We start from the raw sequence: 17,788 nt of genomic DNA on the forward strand, positions 1-17,788 counted from the left end.
AGCCGCCGTTGGTCCGGCGGCTCACAGCGGGACGAACGTATGCGGACATGACGGTGGCGCGACGGACGGTTGTCCATCGCGCCACCAGAAGGGGTGAACGGTCGTAACTTTCCCGTGCGGGCCGCGTTCGCTCGCGCTAAGAGATCAAGCAGTTACGTTACGTCAGGCAGTGGCCAGTTCCCTCCGTGCCGCTCTGCGCCGCGCGGCCACCTCGGGATCGAGCGCCGGTACGGCGGCCAGGAGCTGCTTGGTGTACGGGTCCCGGGCGTTGTCGTACACCTCGTCTGCGGGTCCCGACTCGACGATCCGGCCGCGGCGCATCACCGCGACCCGGTCGCTGACCTGCCGTACCACGGCGAGGTCGTGGGCGACGAAAACGAGAGCGAGCCCGAGTTCGCGCTGCAACTCGCCGAGCAGGGCGATCACCTGGGCCTGGGTCGTCACATCGAGCGCGGAGACCGGTTCGTCGCACACGATGACGCGCGGGTCGGCCGCGAGCGCCCGCGCGATGCCCACGCGCTGGCGCTGTCCGCCGCTGAACTCGTGCGGATAGCGGTCGTAGTGCGCCCCTTCGAGCCCCACGCGCTCCAGCAGTTCCCGCACGCGCCCCTTGATGCGTGTCTCGTCCTTCTCGCCCCGCGCGCGGAGCGGGTCGGCGATCGACTCGCCCACGCTGCGGCGGGGGTTGAGGGAGGAGACGGGGTCCTGGAAGACCATCTGCACGTCCGGGCGCACCCCGCCGCCCGGCTCGATCTCCCCCGCCGTCGGCTCCAGCAGCCCGACCAGCATGCGCCCGAGCGTCGTCTTGCCGCTGCCGCTCTCACCGACGATGCCGAGGGTCTCCCCGCGACGGATCGTCAGCGACACGTCGTCCACGGCGACGAACGCCCGCTTGCCGCGGCCGAACTCACGGCGGAGGCCGCGCGCTTCGAGGACGACGTCGGTGGGCCGCGCAGGCGTCTCGGAGGCGGGCTTCGACAGCGCCCCGGAGGGCGGGCCCGGCGGTTCGGGGTCCGCGTCGGAGTGCGGCCCGGCAGCCGTCGGCGAGGACCCGCCCGAGGCGGTTCCGGGACCGCTCGACGGCTTTGCGGGACCCTCGGGAGACGGCACGGCGGCTGCCGTCGAGCCCGTCCTGGCAGCCGGTACTCCTGCCGCCGCGCGCCGCCGCGCTTCCACCCGCGGCACCGCCCCCAGCAGCTCCCGCGTGTACGCCTGCGAAGGCGCCCCCAGCACATCCCTCACCGCTCCGTGCTCGACCACGCGCCCGTGCCGCATCACCAGCACCTCGTCGACGCTCTCGGCCGCCACGCCCACGTCGTGCGTGACGAGCAGCAGCCCCATGCCGGTCTCCTCGCGCAGCGTGTGCAGCAGGTCGAGGATCTGGGCCTGGACGGTGACGTCGAGGGCGGTGGTCGGCTCGTCGGCGATCAGGAGGTCCGGCTCGCAGGCCAGCGCCATGGCGATGAGCGCGCGCTGGCGCATGCCGCCGCTGAACTCGTGCGGACGGGACCGGGACCGGCGCGGCGCGTCCGCGATTCCCACCCTGTCCAGCACCTCCACCCCACGCGCGCGTGCGGCTCGGCGCGACACGCGCGCGTGCACGCGGTACACCTCGGCGATCTGGTCGCCGATCGCGTAGTACGGGTCGAGGGACGACAGGGGGTCCTGGAAGACCATCGCGGCCTTCCCGCCCCGCAGCCGCCGCAGCGCCTCGTCCGATACCGCCTGTACGTCGATGCCGGCGACCTCGATCGCACCGCCGACCTTCGCGCCCGTGCCGCGATGCAGCCCCAGCAGCGCGGACGCGACCGTGGACTTGCCGGAGCCGGACTCACCCACCAGGGCGAGGGCGGCGCCCTTCTCAAGGCGGAAGGAGAGTCCGTCGACGGCCCGCAGCTCGCCGAACTCGACCGTCAGGTCCCTGACGTCCACCAGACTCATGCGAGCACCACCCGTCGGTCGGCCACCGCGTACAGCACGTCCGCGACGGCGTTGGCGAGGACCACGAAGAAGCCGACGACCAGGACCATGCCGACGACGACCGGCAGGTCGACCACCTTGACGGCGTGGACGAGCTCCTGACCGATGCCCGGCAGTCCGAAGAGCGTCTCGGTGAGCACCGCGCCGCCGACCGCGCCGCCGAAGTTGTTGGCGTTGAGCGCGATGACCGGCGCGAGCGCCCCGCGCAACGCGTGCCGCCCGATGATCGACCGCTCCCCCACGCCGTACGCGCGGAAGGTGCGGATGTGGTCCTCGGCCAGCGTCTCCAGCATCGACGCGCGCGTGAGGCGGGCGAACGCGGCCGCCTCGATGAGGGCCAGCGACAGCCAGGGCAGCAGCAGGTTCCACGCCCACTGCTCGGGGTCGTCGGTGAGTTTCACGTACTGCGGGAACGGCAGCAGTTGCAGCTGCCCGCAGACGACGATCATCAGAACCAGACCGATCACGAAGACCGGCGTGGCCACACCCGCGAGCGTGATGCCGGTCAGGACGCGCTCGGTGAGCCGGCCGCGCCGCCACGCGGACAGCACGCCGGTGCCGACACCGAGGATCAGCCAGAGCACCATCGCGCCGAAGACCAGCGACAGGCTGACCGGCAGCTTGGCCAGGATCAGCTGGGTGACCTGCTGGTCGCTCTGGTACGACAGCCCGAGGCAGGGCGCCGAGCAGTGCTCCACGGACGTGCCGGTCGAGTAGTCCTGGCCGGCGACGAGGCTCTGCAGGAAGTGCCCGTACTGCGTGTAGAGCGGGTCGTTCAGGTGCAGTTGGTCGGCGACCTGCTGCACCTGGGCGGGCGAGCAGCGCGGGCCGCAGGTGATCTGGGCGACGTTGCCGGGGGTGACGTAGAAGACGACGTAGACGATCACCGAGATGGCGAGCAGGGTGACCAGGGCGCCGAGGAGGCGGCGCAGCACGAAACCGGTGAAGCCGCTCATGCCTTGGCCTCCCTCTTGCGGCCCGTTCCGACGCGCAGACGTGAGGCCGCGCGCGGGTCGAGCGCCGTGCGGACGCCGTCGCCGAGGACGGTGAGGGCCAGCACGGTCACGAAGAGCGCGCCCGCGGGCAGCAGCAGGTACTGCGGGGCCGCCTGGTACCAGACGTCGGCGGCGGTCAGCATCTGTCCCCACGACGGCGTCGGGGGTTTCACTCCGACACCGAGGAAGGACAGCGCGGCCTCGACAGTGATGTTGATCGGGACGAGGAGCGCCGCGTAGGTGATGACCGGCGCGGCGAGGCCGGGAAGGAGCTCGCGGCGGGCGATCCGCCAGGTGCTCCAGCCGCTGAGCCGGGCCGCGGAGACGTAGTCGAGCCCCTTGAGGGTGAGGGTCTGCGCGCGCGTGATCTTCGCGATGTTGCCCCAGGCGATGAGGCCGATGACGAGGGCGACCAGGACGGGCCGCGGGAAGTCCGACGGCACGATCGCGAGCAGGGCCAGCGCCATGATCATGAGGGGCAGGGCGACGATGATGTCGGTGAGCCGGCTCAACAGTTGATCAACCCATTGACTGCCGAGTGCGGACGTCACGCCCACCAGGACGCCGATCAACACCTGCACGACGGTCGCGGCCAGCGCGACACCCAGGGAGACACGAGCGCCGTAGACGAGCCGCGCGAACATGTCGCGCCCGGTCTGCGGTTCGACGCCGAGCCAGTGGTCGCCGCCGGCGCCCCCGAAGGAGCCGACGGGCACGCCACCGCGCGCGGAGTCGACCAGGGAAGGGTGGTAGGTGGTCGGGTCCTGGCCCTCGAGCGCGGTCAGCAGCGGCGCCGCGAGCGCGACCAGGACGAGCAGCGCGACGACGGCAGCCGCGACGAGGGCGGCGCGCTGCGTCCGCAGCCGCCGCCAGAACTGACGGGCCCCCGAGGCCCCCGAGACGGACGCCTCGGGGGCCTGGGTGGCGACAAGTGCCTCGCTCACGGCGCTACTTCACCGCGACCTGCGAGATGTCCAGCACCCCGGTCCAGTCGCTGATGACGACGTTCTTGATGTCCTTGCCCACCAGACGCTTGTAGACGGGGTGGAACAGCGGCACGGTCAGCGCCTGCTCGCCGATCTTCTTGTCCAGTGCACCCCACCGCTTGGCGGCAGCGTCAAGGTCGGTCAACTTGTTGATCGAGTCAATCTCGGCATTGACCGACTTGTCGTTCAACAGGCCCGTGTTGAAGTTCGCGCCGTCCTTCACGATCTGTCGGCCATCGAAGATCGGGGCGAGGAAGGGACCGCCGGACGGCCAGTCCGCACCCCAGTGGGCGAGGAAGAAGCCGGGCTCCGTCTTCACATTGTGGATCTTGTCGGAGTAGTCGTTGTCCTCCAGGCCCTGCAGCTTGACCGTGATGCCGGCCTTCTTGAGCGCGTCCTGGATCGCGGTCGCGATCTCCGGGCTGGTCTCGAAGTCCTTGGCGTTGGAGTGGGTCAGCGTGATGGTGAGCCCGTTCGCGTGACCGGCCTCCTTCAGCAGCTCCTTGGCCTTCGCCGCGTCGCCGGCGTCACCCGCCGGGAACAGGTCGTAGGGCTCGTAGCCGAAGGACTTCTGGTTCGGCAGGAAGGTGGTCGCGGGCTCGGCGAGGGACGACCCACCGGCCGCGTTCACCACGGACGACCGGTCAATGGCGTACGAGATCGCCTGCCGCACCTTGGCGTTGTCGAACGGCTTGACCGTCGGGTTGAACGCTATGTAGTTCGTGTAGCCGAAGTGACCGGTGCCGACGCGAGCGGCCAGCTCCTTGTCGCCCGTCACCTTGGCGAGCTCGGCCGGCCCGAGGTTGGTGTCCGTGGTGACCGCGGTCGAATCCGCCCCCTGGGACGAAGACAGCCGCTGGTTGATCACGGAGGAGTCGAGCCCGGACCGTACGTCGACCTTGTCCGGGTAGGCCTTGCGCTCGGCGTCCGTCGAGGCGGACCAGTACGTGTTGCGCTCCAGGACGAGGTGCTCACCGTCGTTCTCGTTCTTGACGACCTTGTACGGGCCGGACGAGACCGGGTGCTCCTCGTACTTCGTCCCGGTGTCCTTGACCTTGGGCACCGGCGTGAACTGCGTCTGTGTGGCCAGGTACGGGAACTCGCCCTCGGGCTTGTTCAGATGGAAGACGATGGTCCGCTCGTCCGGCGTCTCGATCGCGTCGAGCCCGCCCTTGTCCTTGTACGGCCCCTGGTAGTCGGCGGCACCGACCAGCCAGTCCCGCAGATAGGGGGCGCCACCGGAGAGCTCGGGGGCGAAGGACCGCTCGATGCCGTACTTGATGTCGGCGGACGTGATCGCGGCGCCGTCCTCGTACTTCAGGCCCTTCTTCAGGGTGTACGTCCACACGGTCGCGTCCTTGCTGGGGCGCCCCGTGTCGGTCGCGAGGTCCGGGACGACCTCGGCACCGGCCTCGCCGTTCTCACGGTTGCGGGTGGTGAGCGTACGGAACACCAGGGACGGGACGTTGCCGCCGCCGGAGGTGTAGAGACGGGCCGGGTCGAAGTCCTGCTGCGGGTTGGAGTTCAGGACCGTCAGGGTGCCGCCCTTGTGGGGCGTGGAGTCACCACCGGAGCCCTTGGCATCGTTGTCGTCCGGCCCGCAGGCGGCGGCGCCCGCCGCCAGAACCAGGCTTACGGACACCGCGGCCACGCGGCGCGCTATGACGGACGGTTGACGCATCGGAGACGACCTCTCGAATGGTGAGACAGGCAGACAAGGGGTGAGACGAAAGTGCACAGAGGTCTGCCCGGGCGTCAGGTCGTCGAAAAACCGTGACCAGGTCACGGGAAAGGAAAAAGATCGCGACGCGAACGCCTCAGGGCGGACGTCAGCGACAGTGAATGTCGGCCACGCACAGTGCGGTCACGCCGATGAGCGCCAGCTCGATGGCGGCGCGAACGGAGGCGTGACGGGGCGACATGCGCAGCAATATGTACGACTTTTCTGCGCATGTCAACGCGGCACAAGAGGCGCCCGTCAACTCCCGGGATAGGCCCAGGGGTTGGCTTTGCACGTGATTCCGTCGTGGTTCAGGAACTTGGTCTGCTGCTGCATGACCGGGGCGAGTTCGCCGTTCTTGTCGCAGGTCACGTGGTGGTAGCCGAGCCGGTGGCCGACCTCGTGATTGATCAGCATCTGCCGGTAGGCGTGAATTTGATCACCGTAGGTCGGGGACCCCTGAGCCCACCGATAGGCATTGATCATCACGCGCTCGGTGGAGGCCGAATCGCAGGACACGTTGTCCACGGTCGTGTCCAGGCCGGACTTCGCACACCACTCCGCGGTCGTCCCCGGACTGGCGAGCGTGATCACGAAGTCGGGCTTCCCGGAGTAGACGCGCTCGAAGGTGCGGGCCCCGTTGTGCGCCCAGCTCCGGTCGTCGTTGAGCGTCTTGTGCACGGCCTCGGCGAACAGTTCGCCATCCAGCCCGAGCCCCTGCTCGACATCGACCCGGTAGGTGAACTTCTGCCCCGTACCGGGCGCCTTGACGATGCCCTTGACCGCGTCGAACTTCCCCGACCCGTCGAGCTTCGCGCTGAGCGCGTACCTCTTGTCCATCTTCTGCTCGTACGTCAGCGTGGCCACCCTCGCCGACGAGGACGGCGTCGGCCGCCCGTCCGAGCGCGAGGCCGAATCCCGGGCGTCCCGCGCCTGGTCGGTGGCCGACTGCGACCGTACGGCGTCGTCCCGCCCATCGGCGACCTGACCCGCGACGACGATGGCCAGCACGGTGGTGACGGCGGCCGCCGCGATGCCGGTGAAGGCCCGCCCCTTGCCGCCCTTCTGCTGCGTGGGCTCACCGCTGGGCGGCTCGTCGTCGTCGACGTCGTCGACATCGGTACGAGGCTGCGGCACGGTCCGCCAGTCGGTGACGGAGGCGTACGGGTCGGCCGGTCCCCGAGGAGAACGCGGCGCGAAGACGTCCTGGTCCCCGAAGGCGTCGAGATACTCCTGCCGAGGGCTCCCCGCCCCTGTCTGCCGGGGTCCTCCGGGAGGCGCCTGCCGCTGCCGCGGTATCGCGACGCCGGACGCACCAGCCATGCCGTGCGCCCCCAACTCACCCCATGCACCGCCTGCTTCACGCTGCTCGGGGTGACCGCCACGGACCCGGGGGGTGCCGTGCGCGGGGGTGCCGTCGGAGAACCTGGTCGTGCCGTGGGCAGGGGTGCCGTCGGGGAAACGGGGCATGCCACGCGAAGGAGTGCCGTCGGGGAGACGCGGCACACCCTGCGCGGGCGTACCGTCGGCGAGCCTCGGCACACCATGAGCCGGTGTCCCGTCAGCCGAGCGCGGAACCCCCCGCGCAGGCGTCCCGCCCCCGAACCGCGGCACCCCCCGCGCCGGAGTCCCGTCGGCGGACCCGGGCGCCCCCTGCGCGGGCGCCCCGTCCGGGAACCGCCGAGCCCCCTGTGGGGCCTCCCGGTAGACCGGATCCCCGTACACCGGGGGCCCGCCCGGCGCCCGCACCCCCTGCCGCGGCGGAGCAGCCTCGGCCTCCCGGCCCTCTTGTCTTGCGGTCATGTCCGCGGGGTCGCTCTTGGGAGCGGGCCCGCGGCGGCGACTGTGTCGTCCCACCCCGCCCCTCAGCTCCCCGCGCTCGCGGTCTCGGCCGCACTGTCGGACGCACCGGCATCCACAGACGCCCCACCACCGGACGGGCCCACGGCCCCGCCCCCGCCGTCGGAGCCCTCCGTGTCCGCCAGGAACTCCCGGAACGCCCGGGACACCGTGTCCGGATACTCCATCATCGCCACATGCCCCGCCTCCGGCAGGGTCAGCAGCCGGGAGTCACGGAAGGCCCGGGTCGCCTTCTGGGCCATGCGATAGCCGACGAGCTGGTCGCGGCCGCCGTAGACGAGCAGGGTCGGCGCGAGGACCCGCTCGGCCTGGCGCCACAGTGCGTGCTGCCCGCCGAGCGTGTACGCGTTGACCAGCCCGCGCGCGGACCGTGTCATCGCGTCCCAGAAGTACGGGAGTTGCTGCCGTCGCTCCATCTCCTCGACGGCGTGCCGGAACCCCTCCGGGGACACCCGCGTGGGATCGCCGTAGCAGAGCGCCGTGACGCCGCGGACGCGCTGCTCGGCCGTCCAGTCGCGGCTGAGCCGGGTGAACAGCGCGGCCACGCCCGGCACCGCGAGGAGCGCCGTGGGCACCGCGCTGCGCTGCACACGGATCTCGGGGAGCGCCGGCGACACGAGCGTCAGCGTCCGCACGAGGTCGGGGCGGACCGCGGCCACGCGCGTGGAGACCGCGCCGCCGAGGGAGTTGCCGAAGAGGTGAACCGGGCCGCGGCCGGAAGCGTCCAGAAAACGAATCACCGCACGTGCGTGTGCGGTGATCGAGTAGTCGCCGTCGTCCGGCGGCGGCGAGTCCCCGAAACCGGGCAGGTCGACGGCCTCGCCATCGAGAACACCCTCGAGCTCCAGCATCAGCGCCGACCAGTTCTGCGAGGAACCGCCGAGGCCGTGGACGTAGAGCGCGGGGGGCAGACCCTCGCGCGCGGGCGGTCTCGAACGGACCGACAGCGTGATCCCCGGCAGCCCCACCGACCTGAGCCGCTCACCTTCCGCCACCCTGACGGGCGTCACCCTCGGGAGCACATTGGCGGCCGGTACGGACGGCAACTCGGTCGAAGACATGCGGCAATGTTACGAGACGATCACGCAGTGGTTCATGTGTTCGCCGTCACAGAGTCCACGCACATCGCATAGCGTCCAGATCGTGTGTCTCCTAGGCTCGTACGCAGGGCACCCGCATGTGGCCCCCTGCATCAGTCAGGGACGTTCTAGGAAGGGAGCCCGCAATGCCCTACGACCCCAGCGACCCCGACACCTTCGAGGACAGCGGCGGTGACGTCGAACTCGACGTCGAGGCCCCCGAGGGCGACGCCGCCGAGCAGCAGACGGCCGTCTCCCAGGACCGCGACGACCCGTTGACCGACGTCGACACAGGCCAGGCCGACGAGGCCGACCTCATCGAACAGGCCCGCGTCGTACAGATCGACGAGGAGGACTATCGGTGACGCCCCGGGCTCCAGCACCGAGCGGGAGCGCGACAGGCGTTGCCCGCTAAGTACCCCTTTGAAACCTTCGCGGGGCTTTCGCCGCCGTCCGGTACGTGAAATTCTGCGCTCCCACCGCGCACACCACGGTTACCGAAAAGTACGATGGCGGCGCGGCGCACACCGCGAGTGGACGAGTTTTGGGAGGCGGCGTGACAGCCATCGAGCAGACAGAGGCGGCACGCCCTCGAGGTACGCGCCTGCCGCGCCGTGCCCGACGGAATCAGTTGCTGGGCGCCGCACAGGAAGTCTTCGTGGCGCAGGGCTACCACTCGGCCGCGATGGACGACATCGCCGAGCGCGCCGGGGTCAGCAAGCCGGTGCTCTACCAGCACTTCCCGGGCAAGCTCGACCTGTATCTCGCACTGCTGGACCAGCACTGCGAGTCCCTGATCCAGTCCGTCCGGCACGCGCTCGCGTCGACGAGCGACAACAAGCAGCGCGTGCGGGCGACCATGGACGCCTATTTCGCGTACGTCGAGGACGACGGCGGCGCGTTCCGTCTGGTCTTCGAGTCGGACCTGACCAACGAGCCCGCCGTGCGCGAGCGCGTCGACAAGGTCACGAACGAGTGCGCCGAGGCGATCTGCGACGTCATCGCCGAGGACACCGGCCTCTCGCGCGCGGAGTCGATGCTGCTGGCCTCGGGCCTGGGCGGTCTCGCGCAGGTCGTGGCCCGCTCCTGGTTGCACAGCGACCGCAGCGTGCCGCGCGATCAGGCGGTCCAGCTGCTGACGTCCCTGGCGTGGCGGGGGATCGCCGGCTTCCCGCTGCACGGCATCGATCACCACTGACCCGACACTTTGTTCCCGCCCGCTGTTCGCTCCTGGCGTTCTTGCGCGGAGCGTGAACGTCCCCTCACCGGGCTAATGTGTGCTGGGTACGGCGCGCAAGGTCGCGCACTTCACTGACCGTCGGAGGGACATAGCCGTGGAGGTCAAGATCGGCGTGCAGCACGCGCCCCGCGAGATCGTTCTGGAGAGCGGTCAGAGTGCCGAGGAGGTCGAGCGCGTGGTGGCCGAGGCACTGGCCGGAAAGTCGCAGCTGCTGAGCCTCACGGACGAGCACGGCCGCAAGATCCTGGTCCCGGCGGAACGCCTGGCCTACGTGGAGCTCGGCGAGCCGGCCCCGCGCAAGGTGGGCTTCGGCGCGCTGTAGGCGGACGCATACGAGAAGGGCCCGGCGACGTGAAGTCGCCGGGCCCTTCTCGTCGTACGGACAGAGCTCCGCAAGATTTTTTCTCCACATATGGAGCACAAGTCACCCACGGAGGAGGGTTGCATTCCGCAGGTCACGGGTATGACGGGCTACGACCGCAATGCGCAGCGTGACCGTGTGGGAGGGACCCCGAATGATGTTGCTGGAAGCACTCGGTTCCGCGTTGCTCGGTCTCGTCCTGGCCGCGGCGGCGGCGCACCGGCTGGCCCACCGCCTGCCGGCCCGCTCCCTGGTCATGGCGACGGGCGTCGCCGGAGCCCTGTTCGGCGCGTTCGTGACGCACAGCGCGCTGGGCGCGGGCAGCATCCTGGTCAACCTGATCGGCGCGACGGTCGTCTCGGCCGCGTCCCTCTCGCTCCTGCTGCGCCCCGCGGGAAGACTCCGCCGTAGGTCGGCACCGGCGTAGGGCCGACTGCGGCGTAGGGGCGACTGCGGCGCGGGGAACTGCGCGACGAGCCCCCACACCCGGCCAGTCGCGCAACAACCCGAGCCACCCCCCGCGAAGCGCTAGGTGTATTGCCCTGAGAGGTTAGGAACACGGCTGGCGGGTGGCTGGCCCTTGAGCGCGGTGTGTCCGCGGTGGTGATTGTAGGTGTGCAGCCAGCCGAGGAAGGCGTCGCGTCGTTCCTGCTCTGATCGGTAGGGGCGGGCGTAGGCCCACTCGTCGAGCAGAGTGCGGTTGAACCGCTCGACCTTGCCGTTCGTTTGCGGCCGGTAGGCGCGCGTGCGCTTGTGCGTGATCCCGGCTGCGGTCAGGGCATCACGCCACAGACGGGACTTGTAGCAGGAGCCGTTGTCGGTCAGCACGCGCTCGACGGTGACTCCGATGGAGGCGAAGAACGACTGCGCCCGCTCCCAGAAGGCGACGGCGGTCTCCTTCCTCTCGTCTGCATGGATCTCGCTGTAGGCCAGGCGGGAGTGGTCATCGACAGCGGTGTGCAGGTAGCTGTAGCCGGCGCCGGAACGCTTCTTGCGGCCTGCTTGGCGGCCCAGGACCTTGTGGCCGCCGCCGTCGGGAATGTTGCCGAGCTTCTTGATGTCGACATGCACCAGCTCGCCGGGCCGGTCGCGTTCGTAGCGGCGTATGACGCGGCCGGTGGCCCGGTCCAGATGCGCCAGGCGGGCAAGGCCGTATCGGGTCAGCACCCGGTGCACGGTGGAGGGCACCAGCCGCAGCAGGCCGGCGATGCGGGCCGGTCCCCAGCGGCGCAGCACGCGGACCTTGATGATCCGCCGCTCGGTACGGGTCGGGGTCCGCCGTGGGCTGGCGTGCGGGCGGCTGGAGCGGTCGGCCATGCCCGCCTCGCCGAGCTGCCGGTAACGGTCGGCCCATCGTTGGGCGGTGCTTACAGAGACCTGGAAGCGTTCTGCAGCCCGCCGCAGGGGCCAGTTGTCGTCCACGACGCAGCGGGCCAGGCGCAGGCGTCCGGTCTCGGTCAGCGGTGCGTTACGGTGCGGCATGAGGGCCTTTCTGGCCGCCGGTGCAGATGTCGCAATCCACACCGAGCCAGAGGGCCCTCACCCATTTCAAGAACACATGTCAGTGATCGCTGTCACCAACCTCCGTGGACAGAACAGCTAGGCCGCCAAGCCCAGCGCGGCCATCCGCTTCGTGTGCGCCTCGGTGATCCGCGAGAACATCCGCCCGACCTCGGCCAGATCGAACCCGTCGGCAACCCCGCCCACGAGCATCGTCGACAACGCGTCCCGGTCCGCGACGACCCGCTGCGACTGCGACAGGGCCTCTCCCATGAGACGTCGCGCCCACAGAGCGAGACGCCCGCCCACGCGCGGATCGGCGTCGATGGCCGCCCGTACCTTCTCCACGGCGAACCCGGCGTGCCCGGTGTCGTCCAGCACCGCCAGCACCAGCTCACGGCTGTCCGAGTCCAACCGCGCCGCGACCTCCCGGTAGAAGTCACTGGCGATCGAGTCGCCCACGTAGGCCTTGACGAGCCCCTCCAGCCAGTCCGAGGGCGCCGTCTGCCGGTGGAAGCCGTCCAGCGCGGCGACGAACGGCTCCATGGCCGCCGTCGGCTCCGCACCGATCTCGGTCAGCCGGTCGCGCAGCTTCTCGTAGTGGTGGAACTCCGCCGACGCCATCTTGGCCAGCTCCGCCTTGTCCGCGAGCGTCGGCGCCAGCTTGGCGTCCTCCGCGAGCCGCTCGAACGCCGCCAGCTCCCCGTACGCGAGCGCGCCGAGCAGGTCCACGACAGCGGCCCGGTACTGCGGTTCGGCGGAGGCCGTCGCCCAGTCCTGGGCGGCGACTCCGGTGGGTTCGGGAGAAGCGTCGGAGGTGTTGTCAGGCGTCGTCATGAAGCGCACAATAGCCCGCTCCCCGCGTGGTGGAAGTCCCTGGTGAAGCAGTGTGACGACGACTACGTGACCAAATCGGCCATCGCATGTGCGCGTTTCCGGGGTATGGTGGTAATGCGCCTGCTGAGTACGCACGTCTATGAGGACCGCGTATGTCGACGGGCCGCACGTATGAGGATGCCCGGTCGGTGGCCCCGGTCGGCTCCGACCTGACAGCTCTCCTTGGCCGTACGGCACTGTGCGTACGGCATCCGGAGGGACCCTCAGCGGTTCGAGCGCTTGAGCGTCGGCAGAGGTCCCGTGCCATTACGGCTACCCCCGTAAGGCAGTCGACGTCCCCAGCACGGTCCTAGACGACCCCCGAGCTCGCCTCGCACCGCGCACACAGAAGAGGCAAAACCCTGACTACGACGTTCAGAGATCTCGGAATCCTTGCCGAGACCGCCGAAGCCCTCGAGGCCGTCGGCATCATCAACCCCTTCCCCATCCAGGAGATGACGCTCCCCGTCGCCCTTTCGGGCTCGGACGTCATCGGCCAGGCCAAGACCGGCACCGGCAAGACGCTGGGCTTCGGCCTCCCGCTCCTCGAGCGCGTCACCGTCCCCGCCGATGTCGAGGCCGGCCGCGCGAAGCCCGAGGACCTCACCGACGCCCCGCAGGCCCTCGTCGTCGTCCCCACGCGCGAGCTGTGCCAGCAGGTCACCAACGACCTGCTGACCGCGGGCAAGGTCCGTAACGTACGCGTTCTCGCCATCTACGGCGGCCGGGCCTACGAGCCGCAGGTCGAGGCCCTCAAGAAGGGCGTCGACGTGATCGTCGGCACCCCGGGCCGGCTGCTGGACCTCGCGGGCCAGAAGAAGCTCAGCCTCAAGCACATCAAGGCCCTCGTCCTCGACGAGGCCGACGAGATGCTCGACCTGGGCTTCCTGCCCGACGTCGAGAAGATCATCAACCTGCTGCCGGCCCGCCGTCAGACGATGCTGTTCTCGGCGACCATGCCGGGCGCGGTCATCGGTCTCGCCCGTCGCTACATGTCGCAGCCCACGCACATCCGCGCCACCGCGCCGGACGACGAGGGCCAGACGGTGCGCAACACCGCGCAGTTCGTCTACCGCGCGCACAACATGGACAAGCCCGAGATGGTCGCGCGCATACTGCAGTCCGACGGCCGGGGACTGGCCATGGTCTTCTGCCGTACCAAGCGCACGGCGGCCGATCTCGCCGACCAGCTCCAGCAGCGCGGCTTCGCCTCCGGCGCCGTCCACGGCGACCTCGGCCAGGGCGCGCGTGAGCAGGCGCTGCGGGCCTTCCGCAACGGCAAGGTGGACGTCCTCGTCTGCACCGACGTCGCCGCCCGCGGTATCGACGTCGAGGGCGTGACCCACGTCATCAACTACCAGACCCCCGAGGACGAGAAGACGTACCTGCACCGCATCGGCCGTACCGGCCGCGCGGGCGCCAAGGGCATCGCGATCACCCTCGTCGACTGGGACGACATCCCGCGCTGGCAGCTCATCAACAAGGCGCTGGAGCTCAACTTCAACGACCCGCCGGAGACGTACTCCACCTCCCCGCACTTCTACGAGGAGATGAACATCCCCGCGGGCACCAAGGGTGTCCTGCCGCGTGGCGAGCGCACTCGCGCGGGCCTCGCCGCGGAGCAGGTCGAGGACCTGGGTGAGACCGGTGGCCGTGGTGGCCGCGGTCGCGCCGACCGGGCCGACCGGGGCGACCGAGGTGGCCGCGGTGGCCGGGACGAGTCCCGTTCCGCCGACCGCGAGCGCCCGGCCCGTACGCCTCGGAGTCGCCGTCGTACCCGCAACGGCACACCGCTGGACGGGACCGCCGCTCCGGTGGGCACGACCGCGCCGGAGGAGACCGCGGTGACCGAGGACGCGTCCGCGTCCCGCACCCCGCGTCGCCGTCGCCGCACCCGTAACGGAGCCGCCTCGCTGGAGTCGGTGCCGGCCACGGCGTCCGAGGCCGCGGAGGTCGCGGTCGACACGGCCGAGGCCGCGGAGACCCGGCCGCGCCGCCGCCGTAGCCGCAGGTCGGAGACCGCCGCCGTCGAGGCGCCGGTCACCGTCGAGGTCCCGGAGGTCGTCGCCGAGGTCAAGGAGCCCGAGGCGCCCGTCGCCGAGGCGACCGAGACGAAGCCCCGCCGCCGGACCCGCAAGGCCGCGGAGACGGTCGCCGTCGAGGCGCCGGCCGTCGTCGAGGTAGCGGAGGCCGAGGCCCCCGTCGCCGCGCCGCGTCGCCGTACGCGCAAGACGGCTGCCGCCGCGGAGACCGCGGTGGACACGGCCGAGGGCACGGAGGCCAAGCCGCGCCGCACCCGCAAGGCCGCCGCCGCTCCCGAGGCCGCCGTCGACACCGCCGAGGCCGTGGAGACCAAGCCGCGCCGCACGCGGAAGACGGCCGCCACCGCCGAGACCGTGGTCGACACGGCCGAGGCCGCCGAGGCCAAGCCCCGGACCCGCCGCACCCGCAAGGTCGCCGAGACCGCCGCGACGGTCGCCGAGATCCCGGCGCAGGCCGCGGAGGAGCCGGAGACCAAGCCGCGCCGTACACGCAAGACGGCCACTGCCGCGGAGACCGCGGTCGACACGGCCGAGGCCCCCGCCGCCGCGCCGCGCCGCCGTACGCGCAAGGCCGCCGAGGCCGCCGAGGCCGTGGTCGACACCGCCGAGGCCACGGAGGCCAAGCCCCGGACACGCCGCACCCGCAAGGTCGCCGAGACCGCCAAAGCCGCTGCGGCTCCGGAGGTCACCGAGGCCAAGCCGCGTCGCACCCGCAAGGTGACCGCCGCCGCCGAGACGGCCGCCGACACGGCGGAGGGCGCGGAGACCAAGCCGCGCCGCACCCGCAAGACGGCCGCCGCCACGGAGACGACCGAGGCCAAGCCGACACGCGCCCGCAAGACGACCGCCGCCGCCACCGAGGCCAAGCCGGCTCGCACGCGGAAGACAGCCGCGGCCGCCGACATCCCGGCGCAGGCCGCCGAGGAGCCGGAGACCAAGCCGCGCCGCCGTACCCGCAAGGTCACGGCCGCCGCGGAGACCGCGGAAAGCTGACCGCTCACCCGACGGCCCGGCCCACCTCACGTGGGCCGGGCCGTCGGCGTTTCCGCCCCCTCCGGAGGAGCGAGCCCGGCTCACTCACCCACCCACATGGCCCCTCGCCCCCGTAGCAGCGAGAGGGCCGCCCACGAACCCTCCTCACATGGACCACGGCAGGCCGCTCGGCCCGTCACACGCCCCGCCAGGGCCCCGCATGGCCCACCTCACACAGCCACCGCCGCCCTCCACCCGCCCCGCCGGATAGCCTCATCGCATGAGCAGGCCCCCCACCTTCGCCCCGCCCCCCGGCGCCCGCGCCCACTCCCTGCGCACCGCTCGCGGTGAGTTCGCCGTCGTCGACGCGGCCGTGGCGGACGGCGTCGCCCCCAGGGGAACCGCTCTGCTGCTGCCCGGGTTCACCGGCAGCAAGGAGGACTTCAACCCGCTGCATGAGCCGCTCGCGGCGCGCGGGTACCGCACGGTCGCGGTGGACGGACGGGGACAGTTCGAGTCCGACGGTCCGGCGGACGACGAATCGGCGTACGCACAGGACGAGTTGGCGAAGGACGTGCTCGCGCAGGTCGCGGCTCTCGGCGGGCCCGTGCATCTCGTCGGGCACTCCCTCGGCGGCCAGATCGCGCGGGCCGCCGTCCTCCTGGACGCCGGCTCCTTCCATTCCCTCACCCTCATGTCCTCGGGCCCCGCGCAGATCTCCGGCTCCCAGCAGCAGCGCGTGAAGCTGCTCCGGGACGCGCTGACGGTGATGGGCATGGCGGAGGTCTGGGACGCGATCCAGGCCATGGAACCGCCGGAGGAGACCGACACCGGCGGCGCACTGGACTCCGGGCTCGACGACCGGGAGGACCTGCGCCGGCGCTGGATGGCCACCAAGCCGGCCCAACTCATCGCCACCGGACGACAGTTGTCCGCCGAGCCGGACCGAGTGGCCGAACTGGCCGCCGTACCGCTGCCGTTCCACGTGCTGTCGGGCTCGCACGACGACACCTGGCCGGTGCCGCTGCTCGACCACATGGCCGTCCGCCTGCGGGCCCGCAGGACCGTGATCCCCGGCGCCGAGCACTCCCCCAACACGGACCGCCCCCTGGAGACGGCCCGCGCCCTCGCCGACTTCTGGGACAGCGCCAGCTCGCCCCAGCAGGGCCGGGCCGCCGAGAACCGCTAGTACTGCTTCTGCAGGTGCTCCCAGAACCCGTCCCGCAACGCCCGCCGCAGATCCGCCTGCCCCCGCAGGGAGTACTGGAGCAGCCCTTCCGCCTCCACCAGCAGATCCTGGTCCACCGACCCCGGCAGATAAGGGTGCCCCGGCAGCAGCTCCCCCACCGACTCCCGCCCCCGCGCCGCCAGCCACTTCGCCGCGATCTGGGCGCCCACGAAGCGGACGTCCTCACGGCCGGGCCGGTTCACCGAGGTCTCGAAGGCGGCGGACGTACGCCGTGACACGTACGGCTTGAAGAAGTCGAGGTCGAGGACGCGCTGGCTGTCGACCTCCCAGAGCAGCGGCTCGGCCTGGTTGCGGCCCTCGGGCGCCTCGATGCCCCACAGGTGGACGCGGGCGCCGTACCCCTGGGCCGCCTCGACCGCCGAGACCAGGTCCTCGTCGCCGCCGAGCAGGGCCGCGTCGCTGATCGCCCGGTGCCGGGCCAGGGACTCCAGATCGGACCTGATCAGTGAGTCGACGCCCTTCTGCTGGTTGTTGGCGTTGAGATTGCCCAGCCGTACCTTGACGTCCGGAAGCTCGGCGACCGTCTGCTGCTCGGCGGTGTGGATGCGGCGCCGGGCGCCGTCGTACCAGTAGACCCGCAGCAGTCTGCTGTCCGCGAAGATCGTGCGGGCCCGGTCGATGAGCGCCTCGATCAGCCCCTCGGCGTCCAGGTCGAAGGCCCGGCGGTCCTCGGTCCCGGCGACCAGACGGCCCGCGGCCGCGTACAGATACCCCGCGTCGACGAAGATCGCATGGGTCGAGGGCGTCTTCGCCACCTCGGCGAGCATGCGCGTCAGCAGCTCGTTGGTGCGGTCGATGCGGGCGGCGAGTGCCGCGAGGTTGTCGTCGTTCATCGCTTCCATTGTCCCGGCGGTCACGCTGCGAACACAACCGGTCCCGGTCGGTCTCCGAAGGGACGGCGGAGAGTTGCTTACCGGTCAGTAGTTAG

General features: G+C 71.0%; 16 protein-coding genes. 6 read left to right on the forward strand and 10 right to left on the reverse strand.

Features of this window, described 5'->3' with window-relative positions; genetic code table 11:
* Positions 1 to 162: 162 nt before the first annotated feature.
* From QF037_RS17075 to QF037_RS17100, 7 genes are all read right to left on the reverse strand, one after another.
* The gene (locus tag QF037_RS17075) at positions 163 to 1,941 is read right to left on the reverse strand and encodes a dipeptide ABC transporter ATP-binding protein (protein WP_307026161.1); all 1,779 of its coding nucleotides are present in this window, start codon (positions 1,939 to 1,941) and stop codon (positions 163 to 165) included.
* Entirely contained in the window at positions 1,938 to 2,936 is a 999-nt protein-coding gene (locus tag QF037_RS17080; RefSeq protein WP_307026163.1) for an ABC transporter permease, read from the reverse strand. Before QF037_RS17080 ends, QF037_RS17075 begins: the two co-directional genes overlap by 4 nt.
* On the reverse strand, positions 2,933 to 3,919 hold the full coding sequence (locus tag QF037_RS17085) for an ABC transporter permease (protein ID WP_307026165.1): 987 nt from the start codon (positions 3,917 to 3,919) through the stop codon (positions 2,933 to 2,935). The genes QF037_RS17080 and QF037_RS17085 overlap by 4 nt, the downstream gene beginning before the upstream one ends.
* Before the next feature lie 4 nt (positions 3,920 to 3,923).
* Complete coding sequence (locus tag QF037_RS17090; protein ID WP_307026167.1) at positions 3,924 to 5,642, reverse strand: ABC transporter substrate-binding protein; 1,719 nt, start codon at positions 5,640 to 5,642, stop codon at positions 3,924 to 3,926.
* A 148-nt stretch (positions 5,643 to 5,790) separates the two neighbouring features.
* Complete coding sequence (locus QF037_RS51000) at positions 5,791 to 5,883, reverse strand: Ms4533A family Cys-rich leader peptide (RefSeq protein WP_323185132.1); 93 nt, start codon at positions 5,881 to 5,883, stop codon at positions 5,791 to 5,793.
* 56 nt (positions 5,884 to 5,939) lie between these two features.
* Positions 5,940 to 7,538: a DUF3152 domain-containing protein gene (locus tag QF037_RS17095; RefSeq protein ID WP_307026169.1), complete on the reverse strand. Its 1,599-nt coding sequence runs from the start codon at positions 7,536 to 7,538 to the stop codon at positions 5,940 to 5,942.
* Between the two features lie 8 nt (positions 7,539 to 7,546).
* Positions 7,547 to 8,602, reverse strand: coding sequence for an alpha/beta fold hydrolase (locus QF037_RS17100; protein WP_307026171.1), 1,056 nt, complete (start codon positions 8,600 to 8,602; stop codon positions 7,547 to 7,549).
* 164 nt (positions 8,603 to 8,766) lie between these two features.
* Here QF037_RS17100 and QF037_RS17105 point away from each other — a divergent pair, with 164 nt between their 5' ends.
* The 4 genes from QF037_RS17105 to QF037_RS17120 all read left to right on the forward strand — a co-directional run bounded on the left by QF037_RS17105 (position 8,767) and on the right by QF037_RS17120 (position 10,648).
* Positions 8,767 to 8,985, forward strand: a complete 219-nt coding sequence (locus QF037_RS17105; RefSeq protein WP_307026173.1) for a hypothetical protein — start codon at positions 8,767 to 8,769, stop codon at positions 8,983 to 8,985.
* A 191-nt stretch (positions 8,986 to 9,176) separates the two neighbouring features.
* The gene (locus QF037_RS17110) at positions 9,177 to 9,818 is read left to right on the forward strand and encodes a TetR/AcrR family transcriptional regulator (protein ID WP_266822312.1); all 642 of its coding nucleotides are present in this window, start codon (positions 9,177 to 9,179) and stop codon (positions 9,816 to 9,818) included.
* 136 nt (positions 9,819 to 9,954) lie between these two features.
* A complete protein-coding gene (locus tag QF037_RS17115) occupies positions 9,955 to 10,182 on the forward strand; it encodes a DUF3107 domain-containing protein (RefSeq protein ID WP_046262201.1) in 228 nt (75 codons plus the stop codon).
* A 196-nt stretch (positions 10,183 to 10,378) separates the two neighbouring features.
* On the forward strand, positions 10,379 to 10,648 hold the full coding sequence (locus QF037_RS17120; protein WP_307037205.1) for a hypothetical protein: 270 nt from the start codon (positions 10,379 to 10,381) through the stop codon (positions 10,646 to 10,648).
* Between the two features lie 101 nt (positions 10,649 to 10,749).
* Here the strand turns inward: QF037_RS17120 and QF037_RS17125 are convergent, their stop codons facing one another.
* Both QF037_RS17125 and QF037_RS17130 read right to left on the reverse strand, forming a co-directional pair.
* The gene (locus tag QF037_RS17125) at positions 10,750 to 11,703 is read right to left on the reverse strand and encodes an IS481 family transposase (protein ID WP_307026179.1); all 954 of its coding nucleotides are present in this window, start codon (positions 11,701 to 11,703) and stop codon (positions 10,750 to 10,752) included.
* Between the two features lie 117 nt (positions 11,704 to 11,820).
* Complete coding sequence (locus tag QF037_RS17130) at positions 11,821 to 12,558, reverse strand: ferritin-like fold-containing protein (RefSeq protein WP_307026181.1); 738 nt, start codon at positions 12,556 to 12,558, stop codon at positions 11,821 to 11,823.
* Between the two features lie 494 nt (positions 12,559 to 13,052).
* On the opposite strand from QF037_RS17130, the gene QF037_RS17135 reads away from it, so the two are divergent.
* Entirely contained in the window at positions 13,053 to 15,632 is a 2,580-nt protein-coding gene (locus tag QF037_RS17135; protein ID WP_307026183.1) for a DEAD/DEAH box helicase, read from the forward strand.
* Positions 15,633 to 15,891: 259 nt separating this feature from the next.
* On the forward strand, positions 15,892 to 16,800 hold the full coding sequence (locus QF037_RS17140) for an alpha/beta fold hydrolase (protein WP_307026185.1): 909 nt from the start codon (positions 15,892 to 15,894) through the stop codon (positions 16,798 to 16,800).
* Here QF037_RS17140 and QF037_RS17145 read toward each other — a convergent pair.
* Entirely contained in the window at positions 16,797 to 17,693 is an 897-nt protein-coding gene (locus QF037_RS17145) for an NYN domain-containing protein (RefSeq protein WP_307026187.1), read from the reverse strand. The two genes, QF037_RS17140 and QF037_RS17145, sit on opposite strands and share 4 nt — an antisense overlap.
* Positions 17,694 to 17,788: the final 95 nt, after the last annotated feature.

Source organism: Streptomyces canus, assembly GCF_030815415.1.
GTDB classification, from domain to species: Bacteria; Actinomycetota; Actinomycetes; order Streptomycetales; family Streptomycetaceae; genus Streptomyces; species Streptomyces canus_F.

What these genes read in the sequence shown, in the direction of transcription:
- QF037_RS17075 (WP_307026161.1), bottom strand. Translation starts at nt 1,941, where the DNA reads ATGAGTCTGGTGGACGTCAGGGACCTGACGGTCGAGTTCGGCGAGCTG.
- QF037_RS17080 (WP_307026163.1), bottom strand. Translation starts at nt 2,936, where the DNA reads ATGAGCGGCTTCACCGGTTTCGTGCTGCGCCGCCTCCTCGGCGCCCTG.
- QF037_RS17090 (WP_307026167.1), bottom strand. Translation starts at nt 5,642, where the DNA reads ATGCGTCAACCGTCCGTCATAGCGCGCCGCGTGGCCGCGGTGTCCGTA.
- QF037_RS51000 (WP_323185132.1), bottom strand. Translation starts at nt 5,883, where the DNA reads ATGTCGCCCCGTCACGCCTCCGTTCGCGCCGCCATCGAGCTGGCGCTC.
- QF037_RS17100 (WP_307026171.1), bottom strand. Translation starts at nt 8,602, where the DNA reads ATGTCTTCGACCGAGTTGCCGTCCGTACCGGCCGCCAATGTGCTCCCG.
- QF037_RS17105 (WP_307026173.1), top strand. Translation starts at nt 8,767, where the DNA reads ATGCCCTACGACCCCAGCGACCCCGACACCTTCGAGGACAGCGGCGGT.
- QF037_RS17120 (WP_307037205.1), top strand. Translation starts at nt 10,379, where the DNA reads ATGTTGCTGGAAGCACTCGGTTCCGCGTTGCTCGGTCTCGTCCTGGCC.
- QF037_RS17125 (WP_307026179.1), bottom strand. Translation starts at nt 11,703, where the DNA reads ATGCCGCACCGTAACGCACCGCTGACCGAGACCGGACGCCTGCGCCTG.
- QF037_RS17130 (WP_307026181.1), bottom strand. Translation starts at nt 12,558, where the DNA reads ATGACGACGCCTGACAACACCTCCGACGCTTCTCCCGAACCCACCGGA.
- QF037_RS17135 (WP_307026183.1), top strand. Translation starts at nt 13,053, where the DNA reads ATGACGCTCCCCGTCGCCCTTTCGGGCTCGGACGTCATCGGCCAGGCC.
- QF037_RS17140 (WP_307026185.1), top strand. Translation starts at nt 15,892, where the DNA reads ATGAGCAGGCCCCCCACCTTCGCCCCGCCCCCCGGCGCCCGCGCCCAC.
- QF037_RS17145 (WP_307026187.1), bottom strand. Translation starts at nt 17,693, where the DNA reads ATGAACGACGACAACCTCGCGGCACTCGCCGCCCGCATCGACCGCACC.